The organism is Massilia sp. CF038, from assembly GCF_900129765.1.
In the GTDB taxonomy this organism is placed as follows: domain Bacteria; phylum Pseudomonadota; class Gammaproteobacteria; order Burkholderiales; family Burkholderiaceae_D; genus Telluria_A.
This window is the reverse complement of sequence record NZ_FQWU01000001.1, coordinates 1,877,698-1,900,672: the sequence shown is the minus strand read 5'-3', so window position 1 is coordinate 1,900,672 and position 22,975 is coordinate 1,877,698. Positions and strand designations below refer to the sequence as shown.

The window sequence follows — 22,975 nt, the reverse complement described above, 5'->3', positions numbered from 1 at the left end:
TAACTAATGTAACGCACCGATACCGTGGCGGTTTCCACGAAAGCATTTCTATTTCGGCCACATTGTGTCGCTATCCGTGCGCCGAATCTCTTCGCGCAGGCCAGCGATGGTGCGTAACTGCGGTTGATAGCCCCACTCCTGCGCCAGCTGCTGCTTCATGGCCAGTGCTTCGGCGCGTGCAGCGAACGATGCATAGACGATGCCAAAACGCGCCTCGCCAGCGACCTTCGTCGGATAAACGTGCAAGTTCGACAAGCCCACTTCTTCATGCAGTTTGCGCAACTGGCGATCGAGCTTGCGCGGGTCCGTATCGGCCAGCGCAATCTGCAAGGTGAAACGGGTCGGCGCCTGTTGCTGCAGCCAGGCGCGCGACTGCTGCAACTGGCGCTCGGGCAGATCGGCAGCGGCGGCTGGAACGGCGGCGACAGGTGCCTGCACCGCGATCGCCGGCGCGGCTGCAGGGGGCAGTGGCACGGGTGCAGCAACGGAGCTTACTGGCGCGCGCGCTGCGTTGGTACGCGGCAGCAGCGTCCACAGCACGGCACCCAGCAAGGCCGCAGCGCCGATGGCCACACCAGCAATGAGCTTGCGTTTGCGCCGCTTTCCTGCCGAGTAAGTGAACTGACTATCCAGAATGGCGGCCTTGACATGCTTTGCCGTGATCGAGTGCGTGTTTTCGGCAAACGCGGCCAGCAAGGCCTTGTCGGCCAAAATGCTGACCCTGCGCACGATGCCTTCCGAGACCGAGGCAATCAGGGCCATCGCCCCCTGCGTGAACACGTTCGGGCCGCGGTAGCCGGCAGCGCGCATGCGAAACATTAAAAATTCGGGTAGCAAGGTCGGGGCCAGCGGCGGCACTTTGAAGCTGTGCGTGATCCGTTCTTTCAGCTGCCGCATGCGCGGCAGGTTCAGGCTTTCGTCGAGTTCGGGCTGGCCAAACAGCACAATTTGCAGCAGCTTGTGATGCGAGGTTTCCAGATTCGAGAACAGGCGGATTTCTTCCAGCGTCTCGAGCGGCATGGCTTGCGCCTCTTCAACCAGCAGCACCACCTGCTTGCCTTCCACGTGCTTGGCGATCAGGTCGTTCTGGAGCAGACGGATGACTTCATCGGCGCGCCGTCCGGCCGCGTCCAGGCCCAGTTCGCCGGCAATGGCATAACCGACTTCTTCGCGCGAGAGCGTCGGATTGACGAGATAAATGGGCACCACATTGTCCGGCAATGCCCGTTCCAGCATGCGGCACAACATGGTCTTGCCGCTGCCCACCTCGCCGGTGACTTTGACGATGCCCTCGCCATGCGTCACTGCGTACAGCAGCGCATCGAGAATTTCACCGCGCTGGTTTCCGGAATAGAAAAAATCCGGATTCGGGGTGATCCCGAACGGGGGCAAGTTCAGACCGTAATGAGCAAGATACATGGTGGCCGCAGGGTAGGAGGTCTGTCGCAATTAAAGCACACATTGCCGCAGGTGAAGTAGCCCTTTGTGTTCAAGCGGGCTCGACCTCGCCAATACAGGCCATGTAGGCTTGTTCCAGCGTCGTGCTGGCATAGTGGCTGCGGCATTCGGCTGGCGAGCCGATAAAGCGCAATTGGCCGCCGTGCAGAATCGCCATGCGGTCGCATATTTCGTCCACATCGGCCAGGGCGTGCGAGCTGAAAAACAGGGTGCTGCCGCGCTCGCGCAAGGCCTTGAGCTGGACCTTGAGCAAGGCACGTGCCTTGGGATCGAGGCCGCTCATGGGCTCATCGAGTACATACAGCGCCTTGCGCGCCAGCAGGCAGGCCGCCAGTCCCAGCTTCTGGCTCATGCCCTTGGAGTAAGAGCGCACCACTTTATCGAGAGCCGCTTCTTCCAGATCGAGGTCGCTCAGCATGGCCACGGCCGCGGCGCGGTCATACTGCAGGTCCTGCAGACTGAGCATGTATTTCAGGAAGTCCTGGCCGCTCATGAAATACGGCGGCATGAAGCGTTCGGGCAGATATGCCAGTGGCTGGCGCGCGCTGGTCAGCCGATGACTGGCACCGGCAATGGCGATGGTGCCGCTGTCAGGCAAATGAAAATCAAGCAGGCACTTGAGCAAGGTGGTCTTGCCGGCGCCATTCATGCCGACCAGGGCCAGTATTTCGCCCTGGCGCACCTCGAGCGAAACCCCTTTCAGCACTTCTTTTTTGCCGTAGCGTTTAGTGATGTTGTCGAAGCTTAAGGCTGGAACGGTCATGGGCGCGGGGGTGGTAAGAAGGTCGGCTTTCTGGGAAGAATAATAATGGAAGTGCCACAGCACACGAAGATTTTTTTGTCAGCGCGCGCTGCCTGTGCGACGATGCAAGCTCACACACAGCAAAGGTCAGCATGAACCCACTTCGTCAGGCGCCCTCCTTCTCCCGCGCTGCCCTGCTCTGCCTTGGCATGGCCGTCACTTCCCTGCTGAGCGCCTGCGGCGGCGGCGATACCGGCCTGGCCACCGGCACGGCACTGTACACGACGGCGCCCTCGGGCTTGATCATGAGTGTCAAAGAGACCGCCACCTTCAAGGCGGGCGGCGGCACACCGAACTACAACGTCACCACCAACGACGCCAGCATCGCCACGGTGGCCATCAACGGCACCAGCTTCACGATCACGGCGGTGGCATCCGGCCAGGCGACAATCAGCGTCAACGATGCCGCGGGGGCCACGGTCAGTGTACCGCTGACGGTGAAGTAAAGCCGGCTAGGTCAGGAACTTCCTGAGCAGGTCCGCCAGCTCGTTGGGCACAAACTTGGCAATGTAGGCGTCGGCCCCGACGCCGTTGACATGCGCCTCATTGGCGCCGCCCGACAAGGATGAATGAATGACCACTGGAATGCTCGAGTAGCGGCTGTCCTGCTTGATCTTGCGCGTCAGGGTAAAGCCATCCATCTCCGGCATTTCCAGGTCGCTCAGGACCATGGCGACCTTTTTCTTGGCCGCGCTGCCATCAGCGACAGCCTGCGCTTCAATCTGGTTCAAGCGGTCCCACAGCTGCTTGCCGGACGCAACCATCTCGTAATTGATTTTCAATTCCTTGAGCATGCCCTCGATCAGCATCCGCGCCACGCTTGAGTCGTCGGCCGCCAGCACCAGTTGATCCGGCCCCAGCACGATCGGACCGCCAAGCGCCTGCTGTTCGTCAGCCTCTTGCTCCGGCGCTTTGAAGCGGCGCAGAATGGTTTCCACATCGAGCACCTGGGCCAGGCGCGCGGCATCGGTGCCGGCATCGATCTTGGCGATACTGGTAATCAGCGCCGAGGCGGTGGTGCTGTCGGCCGGCATCACGTCGGTCCATTCGAGACGCACGATTTCCTCCACCGATTCCACGGCAAACGCTTGCGTGGTGCGGGCAAATTCGGTCACCAGCAGCAGGTTGAGCGGCGCGCGCGGCACACAGCCAACAATGGCGGGCAGGTTGACGACGGGGATGATCTCGTCACGAATTTTCACCACACCCATCATGTGCGGATGGCTGTCTGCGATGACGGTCAACGGTGGCATCACGACAATTTCGCGGATCTTGAACACGTTGATGCCATAGATTTCCGCGTGATCGCCATTGCCATCGCCCCCCAAACGAAACAGCAGCAGCTCAAGCTTGTTCAAGCCAGTCAGATTGCTCCGCTCATCAATGTCCTGTTGCAGGTTGGTCATTTTGCTTACCTATTCAATGCATGCGAGTGAGGCGAGAACGCGCTTGGCCAGATCGCCCCGGGCCGGGGTACCGGAGGGATCGCGATTCGTTACGGTGGTGTCGGTTGCGGCTGCGTCAGCGCGGGGGAATGGCGCCAAAGAATGCAAAGCCAGGCGCAACGATGTGGGGCCGGGCGTACGCGTCCAGATGCGGGACGGTGGATGCAGTGATTGTAGCGCGGAAATATCAGCGCTTGTCCGGCAGCGAACAGAGCGTTGTTCGCCAGCGTCACTTCATGAACATTTAGACAGCAAAGCGCCCGCTGGCGGCGGCATGGCCGGGTTGTTGAGTACTAAAGCGCGCTTTGGCCAATTCCACCAGGGCGCGCAGCGCCGGTGCCACATGGCGCCGCCCGGGATAATACAAACACAACCCTTCGACGACCGGGGTCCAGCCGTCCAGCACCTGCACCAGCTTGCCTTGCGCCAAATCGTCAGCAACATGCCATTCGGCCAGATAGCACAGGCCCAGGCCCTGCCGCGCCGCTTCGCGCATCAGCATGGGCTGGTCCAGCGTCAGTTTTCCCGGCACATCCACCAGCAGCGCTTCGCCATGCCGCTCGAACTCCCAGCGATACATGGCGCCACTGGGCATGCGCACGCGAATGCAGGGAAAGGCGGTCAGGTCGGCAGGCGTCGCCGGGCGGCCGTGCAGGGCGAGAAAGTCAGGACTGCCGACCACGACATAGCGCAGCGACGATTCAATTTGTACCGCAATCATGTCCTGCGGCAGGCTTTCGGCCAGGCGGATGCCCGCATCAAAGCCCTCGGCAACAATGTCGATCAGCTTCCCCTCGCTGACAATGTCGAGCTTGACCTCGGGATACCGGCGCAGGAATTCGGTAAACAATGGCATGCAGCGGGCCGCTGCCGCCGCCGGGGTGTTGATGCGCAGCGTCCCCGACGGCGCGCCGCCGCTGCTGCCGGCCTCGTCGATGGCGCGGCGGATGGTCTGCAAGGCCGGTGTGATGTTGGCGATAAATGTTTCACCTGCCTCCGTGGTGGCGACGCTGCGCGTGGTGCGGTTGAACAGGCGCACCCCCAGCCGCCCTTCCAAAGCCGCCACCGCATGGCTCAGTGCCGAGGTGGACATGCCCAGCGCCACTGCCGCAGCACGAAAACTGCGCAAACGCGCAACGGCCAGCACTGCATCCAGTTCATTCATTGAGGCCATGGTTCGCTCCAGTCCGGCGCATTTCGCCCAGGTCATTATCCCATTATTTTCAACAACGCATCCCCAATTATGCGGATTGTCACATCAGGCTCGCTCACCTATCCTGTACTGCATCACAGCAAAGGAGCGCAGACATGATCACAACACCATTTGGCTTTGCCACCACGGCTGACGAGGTCATGCAGGGCATCGACTTGCATGGCCAGCGCGCCATCGTCACGGGCGGCGCGTCGGGCATCGGGATCGACACGGCCCGCGTCCTTGCCGCAGCGGGCGCCGAAGTCACCTTGGCCGTTCGCAACGTTGACGCAGGCAAGGCCGTTGCCACGGCCTTGAACCAGGCCGGCGGCCACAGCAATGTGCGGGTCGCCTACCTGGACTTGAGCGAGCAGGCCTCGGTCAAGGCGTTTGCCGCAGCATGGCAGGGTCCGCTGCACCTATTGATCAACAATGCCGGCATCATGGCCCTGCCCTCACTGAGCCTGAGCGCCGAAGGCTGGGAAATGCAGTTTGCAACCAACTTTCTGGGGCACTTTACGCTGTCGACCGGGCTGCACCGTGCACTGGCCGCCGCGCAAGGCGCGCGCATTGTTTCGGTCAGTTCCAGCGGCAATCTGATTGCCCCGGTCCTGTTTGACGATCCGCACTTTGCCTTCATGCCCTACGATCCCCTGGTGGCCTATGGCCAATCAAAATCAGCCTGCGCCCTGCTGGCCTTGGAGGCCACGCGGCGCTGGGCCAATGAGGGCATTTTTGCCAATGCGCTCAATCCGGGTGCCATTGCCACCAATCTGCAACGGCACACGGGTGGTTTGAAGACGCCGGAGGCACGCCGCAAGAACACGGCGCAAGGCGCGGCCACCTCGGTGCTGCTGGCGGCGTCGCCGCTGCTCGAGGGCGTGGGTGGTAAGTACTTTGAAGACTGCAACGAAGCGGCCGTGGTGACGCACCGGCCTGCCGACTACCGCGGCGTGGCGCACTATGCGATGGACCCTGCCAATGCGGCACGGTTGTGGAAATTGGGACTGTCGCTGACAGCTTGAAGCGTATCAGCGTGATGCTATCCGGCCTTTGTACTAGCGGGACGCAGCAAGCGGCCCGCCAGATACAGCGCGGCCACCACGTCATACGCAAGGCAGAACTGCGGCCACCAGATTGGCACGCCAGGATTGGCAATCAACGGGGCGTGGAACCAGTCGAACACGCCGTGCGCCGCCAGCGCCCCCACCACCAGCCACATGGAGCGCTTGAAGCCGGCAATGGCCAGCGCCGCAAACAGCAGCATCACGCCTGCTTCGATGGCAATTGTCACCATGCTGGCGCCCGAAACGGCAAACAGGACGTAGTAGGAGGCAATGACAATCATGACCGTCGGGTAGAACGCGCGGTCACGGTCAAAGCCGACCACGGTTGCCAGAAGACCGACCACAGCCGCCAGCACAACACCTATCAGGTAATCCATCTTGTTTCCTCGATGCAGGGAGTGGCGCAGTATGCCAGAATATCAGGACCCGTAAAGACGGCGTGGACCGTCCCGAACGCATGCAAAGGAAACAATTCATGACCGCACCCTGTCCGCACTTCAGCCAGATCCAGACCCGCGCACCGAACACCGACGGGTGCGAAGAATGCGTCAAGCTCGGCGACAGCTGGGTGCACCTGCGGGTGTGCCTGAGCTGCGGCCATGTCGGCTGCTGCGACGATTCCCGCAACAAGCATGCAAGCAAGCATTTCGCGGCAACGGGGCACCCGGTCATCCGCTCCAAGGAACCTGGCGAAACCTGGGGCTGGTGCTACGTCGACAAAAAGATGCGCGACCCGGTCTGACATTTCCAATCTGAACATTTTTATGCGGCCAGGGTAAATTCGATGCGATAAGGAATACAATAATTCCGACAACATCGAAAATTACCCTATGCGCGCGGCCCGGATTGGATTTGCATTGGCAGCATCGCTGCTGGCAACGCATGCCAGCGGGGCATGCACGCCCATCCGGCTGGGCTATGTCGACCAGCATCGTCCGCCCTACTTTATCGGCAATGGCAGCACCGAAGCGGAGCGGCCCGGCGCCACCGTCGATCTGATCCGCGAGATGGCCGCCGCGTCCGGCTGCACCGTGCTTGCCGTAAGGCTGCCGCCGCTACGGCTGCGCCAGGCACTGGTCAGCAAGCAGGTCGACGCGACCCTGATGAACGCTACCCCTGCCGATGCAGCCGAGTTTGCCCTGCCCTTGCATGCCGACGGCAAGCTCGACGCAGCGCGCGCGGTCCGCATGTACACGGTGGTGTTTGTGCGCGCGGCAGACCAGATCGCGCTGCACACGGATCCGCGCGACTATTTCGCCGTCCACCGGCTTGGGACCAACAACGGCGCGTCGCTGGCCGCGCAGTTACGCGCGGAAGGTTTCCGGGTGGACGATGGCGCCCACGACGGCGCACGCAACCTGGAAAAGCTGGCGCGCCACCGCATCGATGGTTACGCGGCCACGATGGTCGCGCCCACCCGCATGGATGCTTCGGTGGAAGCCAAGTTTGGTGCCCAGCTGGTGCGGCTGAAGACGCCCTTGCGCGTCCACCATTTCTGGCTCGCCTTCAGCAAACCCTATTACGCGGCCAATCGGGCGGCGGTCGAAACCATGTGGACGTGGATGGGGGCACACGGGGACCAGCGCTTCAACTGGCATGTTGACCAGTACGCCAACGTGCCACTGGCACCGCCCGAGAAGCCCAGGTAAGCCAGGTCCGCCGCGTCAGGGTGCAGCGCCCATCCGCAGCCCCTCGATAGTGTGGGCTTGCACCACGGGCGTCAAGGTGTCGACCACCCGGCACGCCAGATGACGCCGCAACTCGGGCGCCAGAGCATCGTAATAGCCACGCGTTAGCTGCAGGTCGTGCCGCTCGGCGTTGCGCCCGTCCGGCGCATCGACGCCGAGCACAAATACCGGACGCGACTGGTCTGACACATTGGCTGTGCCACGGTGAATGGTCAAGGCGGAACGGGCCGAAATATCGCCCACCTGGGCCAGCTTGCGCTGGCACCTTGCCTGGTAGCGTGGATAGAGCGAGCGGTCCGGGAACATCGGGTCACCATCGCTGAGCGCATCCCACTGGGTGCCGGGCGCAATCTCGAGCGGGCCCATGGCTTCGGTCACGTCCACGGTGGTGATATTGAAAGCGAGGGAATTGAGACGGCGCCCAATCAGGGTCTCGGGCGGCGCGGGAAAGTCGCGGTGCCAGGGCTGCAGCATGGCGCCCGGACCCGGCACGTCAAAGCCGGCTTCCACCACCTTGTAGTCGGGACCGAGCACGGCACTGCACACAGCCACAATCCATGGATGGGCCAGCAGCTCGGCAAAGCCGCGCAAGCGTTCGGGATGGATTTCGACGTAGTAGCGGTTGGGCCCGCGTTCGAGCGCGCCACCCGGCTGCTTGCGCGCCTCGTCGAACAGGACGGCAAGATCTTCCCGCAAGCGCTGGACCCAGGTGCGTTCCAGTGCGCCCTTGCAGACGATAAAGCCGTCTCCGTACAAGCCACCCATGATGGTGGCGGTGTCGAACTGGCTGGAAAGGTGCGGCGTGCTGGCGGTCATGTTGGCGATCCTTCGGGGTGGCAATAGCGCCTAAGACATGCTACCCCGAAAAAAGTTCGCCTGCTGACTTGCTAGCGGCCGTGGAACTCGCGCACTTGTTTGAATTGATAATGTCCGTCAGGCAGAATCTTCACTTCCATGTCGAGTGACAAGGGCTTGTTCTTATCGAGCCACACATTATTGCAGTCACCACGCGGATAGTACGTTGGCTTGGCCTTGCAGTACGCCACTTCGATTTTCCGCGCCACTTCCACAATATCGCTCATCTGCTTTTGCGTCAGGATGGGCGTGGTGCGTACCGGCTCGGTCGGCGTCGGCTTGGCAAAGCGCGCTGGCGTGAACCGCGGCGGGCGACCCGGGTCCGAGAACGAGGCAATGGTGTACTCGGAGATGGTGCCCGGGGTCGGGTTGGTCACCAGATTTTCGCCCACCTGCACCGACAGCGAGTAGCCATACACATCGCTGCCGAGCACACGGGTCACCAGTACCAGGTTGGCCAGTTCGTCGCCATAGGAAGGATTGATGCTCAAGCCCATGCCGGCCGTGGCGTGGTCAAGACGGGCAAAGCTGCGTTCCACCAGGGCGCGCGAATTCCACAAGCTTGCGTACACGGCCTTGATACCGCACTGCACGGTCTTCGGCTTGACTTTCAGCTTGGTCACCACACCTGCCACACTGTCGGCTTCAACGACACAGGACAAATCGGCGTTATCGGTCTTTTCCGGTTCGATCGCAAAGCTGTCGTACAGGCCGGCGCCATTGAAATTGGCCACGTCTTCCGACGTCGCGCTAGAGCGGAACTTGAATTTCGTGGTGCCAGGGCTAACGGTCAGCAAGCGCGCCTTGACGGCATCGGCCAGACCGACGGGCAACTTGGCTTTGTAGAACAGGGCTTGCACCTCGGTCACCATGGCGTCGCGTTCCTGCGGCGACAAGTAGCCCGCCTTTTCGGCTGCGGCCAGCGCATCGACCTTGATCTTGAGCGCCAGATTTTCCGGCATGATGAGCATATCGCGGTAGAACTGCACCGGCACGGCCAGGCCGGCTGGCGTCAGGTCATAGGCAAACGGCGCACTGATGCTGCCTGGCGTGGCGGCACGCCCCACGCCGCGTGCGAGGAAGGCCAGGCCGGTGCTCTTGCCACCGTAGCGTTTGGCCGCGTCAAAGCAGCTGGCGCTGGCAGTGGCGGTTTTCAAGCTCGGGCACAGTTCGTCAAAACTCTGGAGACGCGTTTCGTTCACCACGGGCAGCGCTGTCCAGGGACGGTTGAGCTTTTGGGCCAGCTTCTCGGCGATGATCGCTGGCGTGGTCGACTCCAGCGTGTAACCTTGCGAGGTCACCACCAGATGCACGGGACGGTCGGCCCATTGCTGCAGGCGCGGATGGCTGATGCTGGCATCACGCAACACCATATTGGGCGTATTGCGTTCCTTCGATTTCAGATTGACGTGCGAATTGACGTCCTGGTAAGCACGCGTCATGACGCCCGCCAGCACCGACAAATCGAGGGGCAATTCGTCAAACACGGCAATGTCGGTAGGACGCAGGGCGTTCGCGTCGCTTGGGAACAGGCGCAGGTAGCCCCAGGCCTCCCCTGGATTGAGCCCGATGAACTTGATGTCGCCGAGCACTTGGTCGATGGTCAGCAACTGGATGTTCAAGGCGCGGGCCTGCGTGGCGATGTTCTTGAAGGTCTGCTGGGTTCCCGTGGCAACGAAGGCCAGCTTGGCGCCGGGTATCGGCAATGCGCGCTGAACGGTCGTCAAGGCGTCGAGCAAGGCCGATTCGGACACCACGTCGTCCGGGTAGAACTGCACCGCGTAGATCGGCGTGGTCGCGTCGCCGAGGGTATAAGTCTGGATGGTGCCGGCAAAGTACTTCTTGGTCTGCGCGAAGTAGGTGCTGTTATTGAAGCTGGCCACGCTGTCGCCAATGTTCAGGCGGCGGCGGGCAAAGTCATAGTGGTACTTCACGTAATCGGGCGAGCTGCCATTTTCCGTGTAATTCCCATTGATGAAATTGATGGTGCGCGCGGATGGGTTGCGGTTATCAATCAAGAACTTGAGCGAGCGGCCCGAGGTGCTGAGTACCCCGCCGTTCCGGGAAAAACTGTCGAATGCGGCAGCACTGTTCATCTTGGCCGCGTACCAGGCCGGTGCTGCCAGGGCGGCGCTTGCCATTGGCTGGCGCGCTGTGTCTGCCGGGTTGGCCGCAAATGCGCTGGCAGCAGCTGACAGCGCAATCAGCAGAGGGAATGTAGAGCGAGTAAATAAGGGCATGAAGTTCCAGAATAGCGATGAATAGGTTCGGCGCGGACTCGCCTGGACGCAAATGCCCTCCTCTATTTTTTACAAACGCGCAGGCGCGCGCCTTCACTCCGACAGTCAATGCCGGAGAAAAAATGGAGGAAGGAGTGCCTTCGTTCAGGGAGGTAACGCGTGCGCCCGATGCCGGTGTCCGACACGAGAGGCCGGCACTGTACCTTAGTATTTACACAAGGTCAAATAAACTTGTGCACACTTGCGACTGCGCGCCCGCGCGCTGCGCTAATTCGACAAACGGGCGATGGTCTCGGTCAGCCGCTCAAGGGTGACCGGCTTGGTCAGGTATTCATCGATGCCGCTCAACTGCGCTGCTGCGCGGTCTCCGTCACTGCCATAACCGGTCAGGGCGACGATCTTGATAGCCGCCGGTTCCGCGTTCGCGCGGATGCGCTCGGCAGCAGCCAGCCCGCTCATATCGGGCAAGCCCACGTCCATGAACACGATGTCCGGCTTGGTGGTACTGGCGATGGCAATGGCCGATTCGCCATCGTGGGCAATGCCGACTTGATGGCCATAGTAGCCAAGCAGCGCGGCCAGGGTCTCGGCAGAATCCACATTGTCGTCGACGATGAGAATGCGGCGGCCATTCATGACAGCATGTGCCTCGAGGATCGGCGCCGCCAACTCTGCAGGCGCCAGCGCGGGCAAGGTAACGGTAAAGCGGCTGCCCAAGCCCTCCCCTTCGCTACTGACGGCCAGCGTTCCGTCGTGCAAAGCAACCAGCTTGCGCGACAAGGACAAGCCGATACCCAGACCGTCCTTGACGCGGTCGGCGCTGTGACCGCCCTGCGCAAACAGATCAAAGATGGAAGAAAGATGATGGGCAGCGATACCGATGCCGTTATCGCTCACACTGATGACCACTTGCTCGTCCACCAGCTCGGCCGCGACCTCGATGCGGCCGCCCGGCGGCGTGAATTTGGATGCATTGTTGAGCAGGTTCGCGATCACTTGTGCGAATCTGACAGCATCAGCATGTACCCAAAGCGGTAAGTCGGGCAGCGTCACCGTCAAAGCATGCTTGCGTTGGGAAATGTTCGGCTGGGCTGTTTCAATTGCCGCGTCGAGGATCGGGCTCAGCTCGACCACGGCTCGATGCAAGGCAATCTTGCCCTGCGAGATGCGCGACACGTCGAGCAAGTCGTCGACCAGGCGCACCATGTGCGCGCTCTGCCGCAAAATGAGCTGGCGGGCGTGGTTTTGCGCAGCCGGCACCTCAGGGTCAAGCTTGCACAACAGTTCGGCGGCATTGCGGATCGGCGCCAGCGGGTTACGCAATTCATGCGCCAGCACCGCGAGAAATTCGTCCTTGCGGCGATCGACGTCACGCAGCTCGCGCTCGACCCGGCCCAGGCGCATCAAGGCACGCACATTGGCAACCAGCTCATCCGGCTCAATCGGCTCAAACAGATAATTATCGGCGCCACTGTCCAGTCCGCGAATCTTGTCCGGCGTGCCCACGTACGAGGCGGACGTCTGCAGCACCAGCACCATGCGTGTGCCGGGATCGCTTTTCAGCCGGCGACACACTTCAAAGCCGTTAATGTCCGGCAGTTTGGTGTCAAGAAGAACCAAATCAGGCGCATCGTCGCGCGCGCGCTGCAACGCTTCCGCGCCGCTAGCCGCTTCGATCACGCGATAGCCGGCACGGGTGAGGATCCGTGTCTTGGCGTAACGCGCCGCGACAGTATCGTCCACGTTCAGAATGAGCTCTGCTTGCTGTTCAGTCGTCATTGAATTTACCGCGGTGCAGCACCGCGCCCCTTGTCGTCAGGCGCCAGCGCGCAGAGCTCGCTGAGCCGTTGAATTAAATCCTCGCGCCGTAAGGGCTTTTTGAAATACGCGGACGCACCCAGCGCAAAGGCCTTCCCAGGATCCTCTACTTCAGATGCCACGATCACGGGAACATGGCGGCACGCCGGATCGCTTTTGAAGTCGGACAGCCAGCGCCAGGTGTCTTCGCCGGTCAGATACAGGTCGAGCACGACGGCGGCAGGCGTCACGGCGCGCAGGGCCTGATCCGCTTCCCAGATACTGCGCGCCGCCACCATCCGAAACGGCGAGTCGCGAAAAAAAGTCTTGTATAGCAATACGACGCCCGGGTTATCTTCTACCACGAGGATCGGGATGCCATCCGGTACGCCGCCTGCGAGCTCGTGCGCATCCGGCGCCGTCCCTGGCCGTGCACTGTACTGCAGGGCTACCGTCGCGCGGAAAGTGGAGCCTTCCCCCAGCGTACTTTCGACATTGACTTCGCCGCCCAGCAACAGCGCCAGCTTGCGGCACAGGGGCAGGCCCAGGCCAGTCCCCTTGACGCGGCTTTGCAGGGCGTTTTCCACCTGGCTGAACTCTTCGAAAATCAATTGCTGGTTGGCGGGAGCAATGCCAAGGCCGGTATCTTTCACCGCAAACTCCACGGTGCCGCCGGCTATCACGCGTGCGGACACGCGCACTTCGCCACGCTCGGTAAACTTAAGGGCATTCGAAATAAAATTGCGCAGAATCTGCGATAGCTTGGCTTCATCGGTGTACATCGAGATGGGCGCATCGGGCTCGTCGAACACCAAGTCGACCGTATTGCTGACCAATAAAGGACGCAGCATGCCGCGCAAGGCGCTGAACATCTCGCCCACATCGAACTGGACCGGGCGTACATCGATCTTGCCCGCCTCGATCTTGGCCAGGTCCAGCAAGTCATCGACCAGGTCTGTCAAGGCCTCGGCGCTGGACAGAATGTAGCGCGCTTGCTTGTCCTGCTCGCCGTTGAGTTCGCCGTCGACGCGGTCAATTAACAGGCGCGACAGCGCGCGAATCGAACTGAGCGGCGTTCGAAACTCGTGACTCATGTTTGACAGAAAGCGCGACTTCATGTCATCGGCGCGGCGCAAGTGGTCGGCTTTTTCGTCCAGCTCGGCGTACAGGGCCACCACGCCGCGATTGGTATCTTCCAGTTCGCGCGTCAGTTCCAGCAATTCGTCCTGGCGTGTTTTCAGTTCTGCCAGCGTGGCCAGCAGCTCTTTATTCTGTTGCTGCATTTCAGACAAAGTCACGTCGGCCGCCAGGCCCGCCAACTGGCCACCGACTTCCCCAATCAGGGCCGCTGTCATGACCGGACTGCCCGAAGGCAGCAGCTTGCGCAATACAATGGTGGTGCCGCCAGGACCGGTGTCGATCTCGAACTGGTCCATCATGCGGCGCGCGCCCAGCAGACCCAGCCCCATGCCAGTGGACGACTGGTAGCGCCCAGACAGCACCAGATCAAGCTGAGCGATGCCTGTGCCCTTGTCTTCAATCGTAATGACCAGCAGCTGCGGCGCGGTGCTGCCTTCGATCGAGAAACTGATGCGACCGCTTCCCACATAGCTGAATACATTGCGCGCCAGTTCCGACACCGCCGTGGCGATGCGGGCCTGGTCCTGCGCGCCAAAGCCGCACAAGGCCGCAATCTGGCGTGCCCGCTGACGCGAGGCGACGACGTCGAGCTCGGCGCGAATGGTCTGGGTCAGGATACGCAAGCTCACTTGGTTCTCCTAGCAGTGGTCGCGCACGACAATGATGCCGACGTCGTCCCTGCCACGGGTAAAGTCGCGGTATAACAGCGCGGCCAGCACGCGTGGATGGCACTGAAAGATGCCCGGATAGTCAGTCAGATCCCAGCGCGACGCCAGGCCATCGGAGTGCATGATCAGAATCGCGCCGGCCGGCCACGGCGTGGAAAACTCCTGCACCTTGCGCAGATTGCTGCCCACAATACCGTTGTGCGAGACCAGCTGACGCCGTCCGCTGCCATCCTGGTTGTAGACATGCGCTGCGATGTTGCCCACGCCAGCGTACTGCAGCACGCCATTGCGGGTATCGATGCGGGCGACCGACACAGCGGCGCCGCGGGTACCGCGCAAGGCTTCGTGCGCCTCTTCCAGCAAAGCGGCGGCGGGATAGTCGTGATGGCGCGCCAGCACCATGGCCGCGCCCTCGGACGCCAACGCTGCCTGGGGTCCGTGGCCCAGGCCGTCGGCCAGCAACACCAGGCCGGTGGTGGGATCGTCGGCAAGCGACCAGGCGTCGCCACATGCAGTTTCACCGGAAATGGGCTGGCAAAGCGCGCCGTACTCAAAAGCACTGGGCGGCGGTGCAGCGCCGTTCGCCCATAGCGCCATGGCAATCACCGTTCCCTTGCCCGGGGCAGTATAGATATCAAATTCCTGGCTCAAGCGGTGCATCGCCCCGAGGCCGCCACCGTAGGTGCCGGTGGTTGAAGCGCCGTCCAGCATGCTGCCTGCCACATTGCCCATGCCGGGTCCGCGGTCCAGTGCCAGCAGTTCGATGCCAGGCACGCCATCGCGCTGAAGACGGCGCAAAAACATCTCGCCATGGCTTGCATGCTTGAGAATATTGGTGCCCGCTTCCGTCGCCACGATGGCCACCTGGCCGGCGCCGCTCTCGCCAAAGCCAAGTTCGCTGGCAAGATCGCTGGCGGCGCGGCGCACGGCCGCAACTTGGGTCGATTCGTTGATACTGAACCGCAACTGGCGGCTTTCGCTGCCTAAAACGGTTTCCATTTGACGATCTTTACGGTAGTTCCTGCACCCACTGCTGTGGTAATGTCGAATTCGTCCGACAGTCGTTTGGCCCCACTCAAGCCCAGGCCCATGCCGCCGCCCGAGGTGTAACCGTCACGCAGGGCCAGCTCGATATCGGGAATGCCGGGCCCCTGGTCGGAAAAGGCCAGTGACAAGCCCTGGCGCATGCCATTTTGCACGCGCTCGAGGTGGCCCTCGCCACCGCCGCCGTAACGCAATGTATTGCGTGCCAGCTCGCTGGCGGCCGTCACGATCTTGGTCTGATCGATCAAGCTGAAGCCGAGCGCAATCATTTGTTCGCGCACCGCCTGCCGCATGCGCACGACGTCTTCGTCGGTGCGAAGCGGCAAGGTACGAACACCATTGTTATCGGTCACGAAAATGTCCAGTCTGCACTTGGGTCTTCAAATGCCGCTACGCTTGAGCAGTTTGATACCCTGATCCACATTCAGCGCCGTGCGCACGCCTTCCAGGCGCAGCCCCAGCTCCACCAGGGTGATCGCGACCGCCGGCTGCATGCCGACCAGCACGGTGCTGGCATCCAGAATGCGTGCCATGGAGGCCGTGTTGCTGATCATGCGGCCGATAAAGGAGTCGACAATGTCGAGCGCGGAGATATCGATCAGGACGCCACGGGCGCGGTCCTTGACGATGCGTGCCGTCAGGTCGTCCTGCAGCGTCATGGCCAGCCTGTCGTGCATGTCGACCTGAATGGTCACCAGCAGCAGGTTACCCATCTTTAAAATCGGAATGCGGTCCATGGTGCGCTCAGTCTGCTTGTTCGTTGTACTTGACCGAAGCGCCCACGCGTTTCAGCGCGACCAGGAAGGCATCGGCCAGGGTTGCCTTGGTGATGACGTCTTCCAGGTTCACGCCCAGGTGGACGATGGTTTGGGCAATTTGCGGACGGATACCGCTGATGATGCAATCGGCGCCCATCAGCCGCGCTGCCGCCACCGTTTTGAGCAAGTGCTGGGCCACCAGGGTGTCAACCGTCGGCACGCCGGTAATGTCGATGATGGCGATGGAGGCCCCGGTATCGATGATCTTTTGCAGCAGATTTTCCATCACCACCTGGGTGCGTGCGCTATCCAGCGTGCCGATCAGCGGCAGGGCCAGCACGTCGCGCCACAGTTGCACCACAGGCGTGGACAGTTCCAGCAGTTCCTGCTGCTGGCGCAGGATCACGCTCTCGCGGGTCTTCTGGTATTCCTCGATGGTGAACAGACCCAGTTTGTCGATCAAGGAACCGGTGTCCGAGGTCTCTTCCACCATGGCGGAGAGGTCGTCTTTCATCTTGTTCCGCAGCAGTGCGAACAAGGGGTCCTTCAGCGAGAAAACAAACTGCGCCGTTTCAATCGGGGTAAAGCCCTGCCGCACACGCGACTGGGAAATTTCGGTCAGCAGGTGACGCACGTCGCCCCAGGCAGGCGTATCGATATCGTAGCTGCGGCCCTGGCCGGTGGCCTGCGCCAGCAAGGGCAGCAAGCGGTTGGCTTGCTGGTGAATTTCAGCTTCGGCACTGCGATCGCGACGAACCAGGCGTGACAACATGGTGCTCATCCACCCATCCAGCAAGGTTTGGTGATTGTCTTTCAGGACTGCTGCCAGATGACCGCTCGTTTCGTTGCTCATGCGTGCTCCAAGAAGGTTGGATTGTAGAAACTGGAGTTTATCACTTGAACAACAAAATCAATGATTAATTAATTTCAATTGTGCGCAGCGGAAATAATTGGCGAAATCGGCATCTGTACACGATCAGTAATTGGCATGCGCCTAGCATCAAACGGCGATTGTCGCGAAGAACCATGGAGATATGGATGACCAATAAAATGATAAAAAATATGATGCGCCCCTTGCTGGGAGCGGCGCTGCTGAGCGTCTTGACGGCAGCCGCCGCCGGCAATACCGGCCTGGCCTTTGTGCATGGCACCGGTCACCACCCGGACGCGGCCAAGGAATACTGGACTCAAGCCATGATCGACTCGGTCAGGCAAGGGCTGCCGAACCGCAATCTGGTCATCGTGATCAACTGCGACTTCAGCCAATACATGTGGGCTGCGGGTGCCTCCGGCTGCCTGGCAGACCAGTTATACCCCTTCATCGTCAATAACAACATTACCGACCTGGTCGTCGAGAGCCATTCCAACGGTGGCAATGTGGTGCGCTGGCTCATGTCCAACCCGACCCGCGACAGCCGCTACCCGGCCATCATCAAGGCCATCCGCTGGGTGAATGCGATTGCGCCCTCCTCGCTGGGCACGCCGCTGGCCGACGCGACCATCAGCGGCAACGTGTTCGAATCGTCGCTCGGCTGGCTGCTGGGCTACAAGAGCGACGCGGTGCGCCAGCAGCAAGTGTCGTGGATGGCCAGCTACAACGCCAACTGGCTCTACGGGACCGCGGGGCGCCCGGCTCTGCCCAAACCTTTCTACAGCGTGGTGGGCACCGACGTCGACACCTCGCCGCTGGACGGCGACAGCTACTGCGGCGGATACGGCCTGAACGTGGGCCTGGAAGTGACCCAGGCCTGGCTGAACAGCTGCTCGGACGGTTTCATTAACTGCAGCAGTGCCGCCGGGGCCGGCAGCAACTGGTTTTATGACAAAGCCAGGACCATCGGCGGCGAACCGCTGTCGCACAACCAAAGCCGGCGCCAGTGCTTCGGCCTGGACACCATTTTGCGCAACGATCTGTGAGGAACGCCATGCACACCAAACAAACCGGAACGTTGCGTCACACTGTCATGCTGGCCGCCCTTCTCGCCGCGGGCGCAGCCACTGCCCGCCCCCAGCTGCTCCCGCCCCAAAGCGGCGACCTTGCGTCAACTGCCGTCGTCGCACCATCGGCCATGCAGAAAAGCGCAGGGGCACCGAACACCCGGCCAGAGCCGGTTTCCCTGAACTGGGCCACCCAGGCCCCCAGCGCCGCGCCGGTTCCCTTTGTCGGGCAAAGCCGCGAGTACTATCAGGAGGTGTCGGCCGATGACCTGGCTGCCGGCGTCGATATCCACACCAGCGCCCCGCGCGCACTGGTGCGCATTCAGCCAATCGCAGCACCCGGCACGGCGGAGAAACAAGCCGTGGCACCCCTATCACTCACCGTGCGTGACGCAGGCGGACGCAGCTTTGCTGCCGGCAGCGGCATGGACCTGCTTGTCTCTGCCGAGCAGATGAGCAAGGCGGGCAGCGCTTTTGGCCCTGGCACCTCGGCCTTCCGGCTTGACCCCAAACTGGGCAGCGGCGCATTCAAACTCAGTAGCGGCGCCAATCGCGGCAGCGGCCGTTACCTGATCAACGTGGTCGAACCAGACAGCAAAGTAGCCTTCACATTGCAGACCGGGGCCCCTAACTATCTGCACGGGCAGCAGCTCGTGGTGCTGCCTGATCTCGTCGAACAAGTGGCTGGCAATGGCGAGCGCCGCCATGCAATCGGCAAGCTGGAGGGCTATGTCACGTCGCCTGGCGGACGCATGTTCCCGCTGGCGTTCCACACGCGCACCGATGGCAGGCCCGGCGCCACCCTGGTGCTGGATGCGAACGAAGCGCCCAGCCCGGGCCTGTGGGAGGTGCATGCCACATCCAGTGCCACAGTGGCAGGCCAGACCGTGATGCGTTCATTGCGCTACGCGTTTGGGGTGGCCATGCCGGTCGCGCGCTTGAACGGCGCCGTCAGCATGCTCAATGTGCAGGATGCAGTGGGCGTGCGCCTTGGCGTCGACGTGGGTGCCCCGGGCCGCTACGAGGTGCGCGCCCAGTTGTACGGCATGCGTGGCGGCGTCATGCAGCCAGTGGCCATGGCGCATGCCGCGCAGTGGATGAACGCCGGTACCGGCAGCATAACGCTCGAATACGATGCGGCAGTCATGGCCGGCGCACGCGGGCCCTTCGAGTTGCGCGACCTGACACTGCTCGACCAAGGACGAATGGGCCTGCTGCAGCGTCAGCAGCGCGGCGTGACGATCGACGAACGCGATGTGCTGCGCAGCGGCCGGCGCAGCGTGGCGCCGGCGCCATCGAAAATGAAGCAGGCAGCGGACGCACGGGTCAAACCTTAACAACAGGTGCGCGCCCGCACAGGTGTCGGCGCGCGCTTTACCGCCAGTGCAGGACGCAAGTGCCTCAGTGCGCCTGCGACATCAGCGCAGTTTGGCCGCGCTGCGGGTGGCGCAAAATCCCACCTGGCGCAGCTGTCCCGGATCGATTCGCTTGTTCCACTCTTCCCCGCGCAGCGTCAGCACCGCGTTTGCCACCACGTACTTGCCGTTCCACAGTGCTGTAATGCGGTCCTTGAATGGCTGCGCCACGACCCATTCGCCGGCGCTCTGGCCGATGTTGCGCACATTGATCGTAGCGCAGTAACCTTGCGTCCAATCGTTCCCCATGGTGGTGCTGATACTGAGTTTCATGCCGCTGGGCGGGGTCGGATCGGGCGTTGTCCCAGGCTCAAGAAATCCCTTCTTCACGGCGGCCATCAAGGGGTTATTGACCCCATCGGTACTGCCGTAGTTAATCAGCCACACGATGGTGCCGGCGGCGCCTTCGCCGCTGCGCGTGCTGCGCGACCATGCACCTTTGGCGGCGATGCTGCGTTCATCTTCGTAGCTGATATAGCCGCTGGTGGTGGATGGCCGTGTGGCGGGCGTATAACCCTGCGCATAACTACGGTAACCCATCTGCGCTACCTGGTCGAACACGAAAGTGCCGCGGGTGAGATAGCCGTGCTTGTTCAGCTGCGTGTAATTCCACAGCACGTCGTTGGCGGAAAATGCACTGGCATCGCCACTGGTGGGCTGGTCCGGCCTGGTGTAGGGCGGCTTGTAGCTCATACCGTAGAACCCGATACCCAATGCCATCTTCGCACGTGGCACGCCGCCTGCTTCGTACATGGCAAGGGAATTGGCCACATCCAGCGGGCGGTTGCCAGCGCGGCCGTTGATCGGCGCAAAGGTACTGGTGTTCCAGCCATCGCCAAACCACGCCATACCGTAGGTCATGACGTCAAAAAAGTCCACCAGAGCGGCCACGCGCGCGTGGTGCGGCAGCACCCTCTGGTAATTGGGGTTGAGCGCATCGGCCGCAAACGAGATCAGGAATGGCTTGCTCTGATAGCGCGGCCGGGTGGCCGCTTCGGCGCGCAGTTCGCGCAGCAGCGCCTCAAGCAAGTCCTGATCCCCGGTAGCCGATTGCGGAATGCCTTCCCAGTCGACATCGATGCCATCGTAATCGTGCGCCACCGCATAGTCCACCAGCCGTTTGACGAAGCGGGCGCGCACGGCTGGCTGGGTCGAGACGCGGAAGCCGTCATTATCACCTGCGCCGCCCAGCATGATCATGGCCTTGGTTCCCACCTGGTGGGCGCGCCCGATCATGTAGTCTTCGACCGTCTTGCCGGGCGCACCGGGGCCGATGTCGGTGCGGGTCTGGGCATCCGTGGCGCCGAGTACCACGTCCCCGGGCGCGCCACCGCCCTGACCGCCGCCAGGGCCAATGCGGGCAAAGACAAAGTGCGTCATGGTACGCATGTCGACGTGTTGCGGCGCCTGGTAGTCGGGCAGGTGCCAGGCGTAGCCGCCATAGTAGGCTTGTACGCGCTGGGCCGGCGCGGCGCCAACGGCGTATGCGGGCGCGATGCTGGCGCAGGCAAGCATCGTTGCCAGTGCGCTGGCGAGACGTGTGCGTGGATTGGTCATTATCGGGTTCCTCGGGCTCAGTAGCGATTGCATGCCGCGATCATGACGCCCACCTCAGCGGAGCACATCCCGCGGCCGTTGCCGCCCGTGTGGCGAGCAAGCAGACACGATAGCCTGCCTTGATGTACGGATCGGATACGGATTCCACGTGCAGCCAACCGAGGCGGCCGCTGCAAAACCTGCGGAAACGCCTCTACTGCGCTGCCTTCACGACATCTGCCTCATGCGCGTCGACAAACGCCGCCATCGTCATCGCACCCAGATCGACCGCCTTGGCGCCGCCGCCGGCCACCACGCTGACATCGGCTATGCCAATGATCCCCAACACCAGCTGTAACCAGCGCGTGGCGATATCGCGCTCACGGATCGGCGAGTCTGCGCCATAGCTTGCCCCTGATGCAATCAGGAGCGTGGCACGCTTCCCGTGCACCAGCGGCGCGCCGTCAAAGCCAAGCGTGATGCCCTTTCGGACAATATGGTCGACCCAGGATTTCAGCGCGGCCGGCACATTGTAGTTGTAGACAGGGGTGGCAATCACCAGGTGATCGGCATCCAGCAGTTCCGCCACGAGCGCGTCCGACAGGCGCAGAGTTTCCCGCATTTCGGCTGTCTGCTGTGGCTGCGGGGTGAAATACGCCTGCAGCCATTCGGCGTCGATGAAGCCCGGGGGCGCATCGGCCAGGTCGCGCCGCATGACAGTGCCGTGAGGGTGTGCCACCTGCCAGGTTGAGATGAAGCGGCTGGTCATGGCGCGCGACACCGAGCGCTCGCCGCGCGGGCTGGTTTCAATTACGAGAAGCTTGGTCATGGTCTTGTGCTCTACCGAATACAGGCCAGGGCCGAAGCCGACAATCGGCCGCGTAACCCCGGCCTGGCAGGCACACTATGCCCTTGGAGAACCATCAGCGGAAGTGATTAAATAATGATAGATTCTATCGTTATTTATGATCGAACAGAGGACGGCATGATCGGCAACTTCACATTGGACCAATTGCGCATCCTGGTGGCCATCGATGACACCGGCAGCTTTTCCGCCGCTGCCCGTCGACTCGGGCGCGTGCAGTCGGCGATCAGCCAGGCCATCTTTACGCTCGAGGAACTGCAGGGTGTGCGCTTGTTCGAGCGCGGCGGCCACCGTCCGCGTCTGACGCAGGCCGGCAGGGTGCTGCTGGGCCAGGCGCGCCTGGTGCTGGCCAGCGCTGAGCGCTTTGCCGCGGCGGCGGCGGACATGCGCGCCGGCATCGAGCCTGAGCTCGTCATTGCCATCGATCCCCTGGTGCCCAGCGCACCGTTGGCCGACAGCCTGCGCGCGCTCGGCACACGTTTCCCCAACCTGCAACTGAGCTTCTCGACCGAGGGACTGGGCGGCTCCCTGCGGCGCTTGCGGGCCGGCACTGCCGCGCTGGGCGTTTGCGTGCTGCTGCCATCGGTGCCTGCCGATCTGGACGCCACTGCCCTGTTTCGAGTGCGCATGGTGCCGGTCGTGGCGGCGACGCATCCGCTGGCAGCCATCATCGGTCCCCTCACGCGCGACGCGCTTGAGCCCTACATCCAGTTGGTGCTGTCCGATCCGGTTGCACCGGACGCCGGGAACTTCGGCATTGTCGGTTCGCGGCTTTGGCGCTTCGTCGACCTTGGACGGCGCCTTGACTTTCTGCTTGCCGGATTCGGCTGGTGCCGAATGCCTGAGCACCTGGTGCTCGAGCACATTGCAAGCGGGCATTTGGTCGAACTGACCTTCGCGGACGATGCGTCGCCGCGCGAGGGCTTGCCGATTCATGCCGCGCACCTGCGCGAGCGGCCCCTGGGCCCGGCTGGACGCTGGCTGCTGGAGGAACTGCGCGCGCGCACCAATGCCGCAGCGACAACAGGGCCGACGCCGCCGGCCTGAGTCCTCCTGGCCGGATTGCC

At 62.3% G+C, this 22,975-nt stretch carries 22 protein-coding genes; 7 read left to right on the top strand and 15 right to left on the bottom strand.

Annotated features, from left to right (window positions below; all coding sequences use genetic code 11):
- Positions 1–48: 48 nt before the first annotated feature.
- Together BUC24_RS08645 and BUC24_RS08640 are read right to left on the bottom strand one after the other, a co-directional pair.
- Positions 49–1,419 carry an ExeA family protein gene (locus BUC24_RS08645; protein WP_073213787.1) on the bottom strand — a complete coding sequence of 457 codons (1,371 nt, stop codon included), beginning with the start codon at positions 1,417–1,419 and terminating at the stop codon, positions 49–51.
- 70 nt (positions 1,420–1,489) lie between these two features.
- Positions 1,490–2,221: an ABC transporter ATP-binding protein gene (locus BUC24_RS08640; protein ID WP_073213783.1), complete on the bottom strand. Its 732-nt coding sequence runs from the start codon at positions 2,219–2,221 to the stop codon at positions 1,490–1,492.
- Positions 2,222–2,352: 131 nt separating this feature from the next.
- Between BUC24_RS08640 and BUC24_RS08635 the strand changes: the two genes are divergently transcribed.
- Entirely contained in the window at positions 2,353–2,706 is a 354-nt protein-coding gene (locus BUC24_RS08635; RefSeq protein WP_073213781.1) for a hypothetical protein, read from the top strand.
- Between the two features lie 6 nt (positions 2,707–2,712).
- Here BUC24_RS08635 and BUC24_RS08630 read toward each other — a convergent pair whose 3' ends face one another.
- Positions 2,713–3,666: a chemotaxis protein gene (locus BUC24_RS08630; protein WP_073213777.1), complete on the bottom strand. Its 954-nt coding sequence runs from the start codon at positions 3,664–3,666 to the stop codon at positions 2,713–2,715.
- Between the two features lie 283 nt (positions 3,667–3,949).
- A complete protein-coding gene (locus tag BUC24_RS08625; RefSeq protein WP_073215010.1) occupies positions 3,950–4,879 on the bottom strand; it encodes a LysR family transcriptional regulator in 930 nt (309 codons plus the stop codon).
- 134 nt (positions 4,880–5,013) lie between these two features.
- On the opposite strand from BUC24_RS08625, the gene BUC24_RS08620 reads away from it, so the two are divergent.
- Positions 5,014–5,922, top strand: a complete 909-nt coding sequence (locus BUC24_RS08620) for an SDR family NAD(P)-dependent oxidoreductase (protein WP_073213774.1) — start codon at positions 5,014–5,016, stop codon at positions 5,920–5,922.
- A 17-nt stretch (positions 5,923–5,939) separates the two neighbouring features.
- Here the strand turns inward: BUC24_RS08620 and BUC24_RS08615 are convergent, their stop codons facing one another.
- Positions 5,940–6,341, bottom strand: a complete 402-nt coding sequence (locus BUC24_RS08615) for a hypothetical protein (protein WP_073213771.1) — start codon at positions 6,339–6,341, stop codon at positions 5,940–5,942.
- A 98-nt stretch (positions 6,342–6,439) separates the two neighbouring features.
- On the opposite strand from BUC24_RS08615, the gene BUC24_RS08610 reads away from it, so the two are divergent.
- Positions 6,440–6,706 (top strand): UBP-type zinc finger domain-containing protein, encoded by a 267-nt coding sequence (locus tag BUC24_RS08610; RefSeq protein WP_073213768.1) that lies wholly within the window; start codon positions 6,440–6,442, stop codon positions 6,704–6,706.
- A 115-nt stretch (positions 6,707–6,821) separates the two neighbouring features.
- Positions 6,822–7,613 carry a hypothetical protein gene (locus tag BUC24_RS08605; protein WP_143167428.1) on the top strand — a complete coding sequence of 264 codons (792 nt, stop codon included), beginning with the start codon at positions 6,822–6,824 and terminating at the stop codon, positions 7,611–7,613.
- Between the two features lie 15 nt (positions 7,614–7,628).
- Here BUC24_RS08605 and BUC24_RS08600 read toward each other — a convergent pair whose 3' ends face one another.
- From BUC24_RS08600 to BUC24_RS08565, 8 genes are all read right to left on the bottom strand, one after another.
- Positions 7,629–8,468 carry a phytanoyl-CoA dioxygenase family protein gene (locus tag BUC24_RS08600; RefSeq protein ID WP_073213762.1) on the bottom strand — a complete coding sequence of 280 codons (840 nt, stop codon included), beginning with the start codon at positions 8,466–8,468 and terminating at the stop codon, positions 7,629–7,631.
- A 71-nt stretch (positions 8,469–8,539) separates the two neighbouring features.
- Entirely contained in the window at positions 8,540–10,747 is a 2,208-nt protein-coding gene (locus tag BUC24_RS08595; RefSeq protein ID WP_083598781.1) for a PEP/pyruvate-binding domain-containing protein, read from the bottom strand.
- A gap of 267 nt (positions 10,748–11,014) precedes the next feature.
- Positions 11,015–12,526, bottom strand: a complete 1,512-nt coding sequence (locus BUC24_RS08590; protein ID WP_073213756.1) for a hybrid sensor histidine kinase/response regulator — start codon at positions 12,524–12,526, stop codon at positions 11,015–11,017.
- Positions 12,527–12,531: 5 nt separating this feature from the next.
- Positions 12,532–14,313: an ATP-binding protein gene (locus BUC24_RS08585; RefSeq protein ID WP_073213753.1), complete on the bottom strand. Its 1,782-nt coding sequence runs from the start codon at positions 14,311–14,313 to the stop codon at positions 12,532–12,534.
- A 9-nt stretch (positions 14,314–14,322) separates the two neighbouring features.
- The gene (locus tag BUC24_RS08580; protein ID WP_073213748.1) at positions 14,323–15,351 is read right to left on the bottom strand and encodes a SpoIIE family protein phosphatase; all 1,029 of its coding nucleotides are present in this window, start codon (positions 15,349–15,351) and stop codon (positions 14,323–14,325) included.
- The gene (locus BUC24_RS08575; RefSeq protein WP_083598854.1) at positions 15,336–15,689 is read right to left on the bottom strand and encodes an anti-sigma regulatory factor; all 354 of its coding nucleotides are present in this window, start codon (positions 15,687–15,689) and stop codon (positions 15,336–15,338) included. The genes BUC24_RS08580 and BUC24_RS08575 overlap by 16 nt, the downstream gene beginning before the upstream one ends.
- 87 nt (positions 15,690–15,776) lie before the next feature.
- The gene (locus BUC24_RS08570) at positions 15,777–16,133 is read right to left on the bottom strand and encodes an STAS domain-containing protein (protein ID WP_073213741.1); all 357 of its coding nucleotides are present in this window, start codon (positions 16,131–16,133) and stop codon (positions 15,777–15,779) included.
- 7 nt (positions 16,134–16,140) lie between these two features.
- Positions 16,141–17,007, bottom strand: a complete 867-nt coding sequence (locus tag BUC24_RS08565; protein ID WP_073213738.1) for an STAS domain-containing protein — start codon at positions 17,005–17,007, stop codon at positions 16,141–16,143.
- A 197-nt stretch (positions 17,008–17,204) separates the two neighbouring features.
- Here BUC24_RS08565 and BUC24_RS08560 point away from each other — a divergent pair, with 197 nt between their 5' ends.
- Entirely contained in the window at positions 17,205–18,071 is an 867-nt protein-coding gene (locus BUC24_RS08560) for a hypothetical protein (RefSeq protein WP_143167427.1), read from the top strand.
- 8 nt (positions 18,072–18,079) lie between these two features.
- Positions 18,080–19,429 carry a DUF4785 domain-containing protein gene (locus BUC24_RS08555; protein ID WP_073213735.1) on the top strand — a complete coding sequence of 450 codons (1,350 nt, stop codon included), beginning with the start codon at positions 18,080–18,082 and terminating at the stop codon, positions 19,427–19,429.
- An 81-nt stretch (positions 19,430–19,510) separates the two neighbouring features.
- Here BUC24_RS08555 and BUC24_RS08550 read toward each other — a convergent pair whose 3' ends face one another.
- Complete coding sequence (locus tag BUC24_RS08550; RefSeq protein WP_073213731.1) at positions 19,511–21,064, bottom strand: glycoside hydrolase family 18 protein; 1,554 nt, start codon at positions 21,062–21,064, stop codon at positions 19,511–19,513.
- A 193-nt stretch (positions 21,065–21,257) separates the two neighbouring features.
- Positions 21,258–21,872, bottom strand: coding sequence for an FMN-dependent NADH-azoreductase (locus tag BUC24_RS08545; RefSeq protein ID WP_073213728.1), 615 nt, complete (start codon positions 21,870–21,872; stop codon positions 21,258–21,260).
- A 156-nt stretch (positions 21,873–22,028) separates the two neighbouring features.
- Here BUC24_RS08545 and BUC24_RS08540 point away from each other — a divergent pair, with 156 nt between their 5' ends.
- The gene (locus BUC24_RS08540; protein WP_073213725.1) at positions 22,029–22,955 is read left to right on the top strand and encodes a LysR family transcriptional regulator; all 927 of its coding nucleotides are present in this window, start codon (positions 22,029–22,031) and stop codon (positions 22,953–22,955) included.
- The last annotated feature ends 20 nt before the right edge of the window (positions 22,956–22,975 follow it).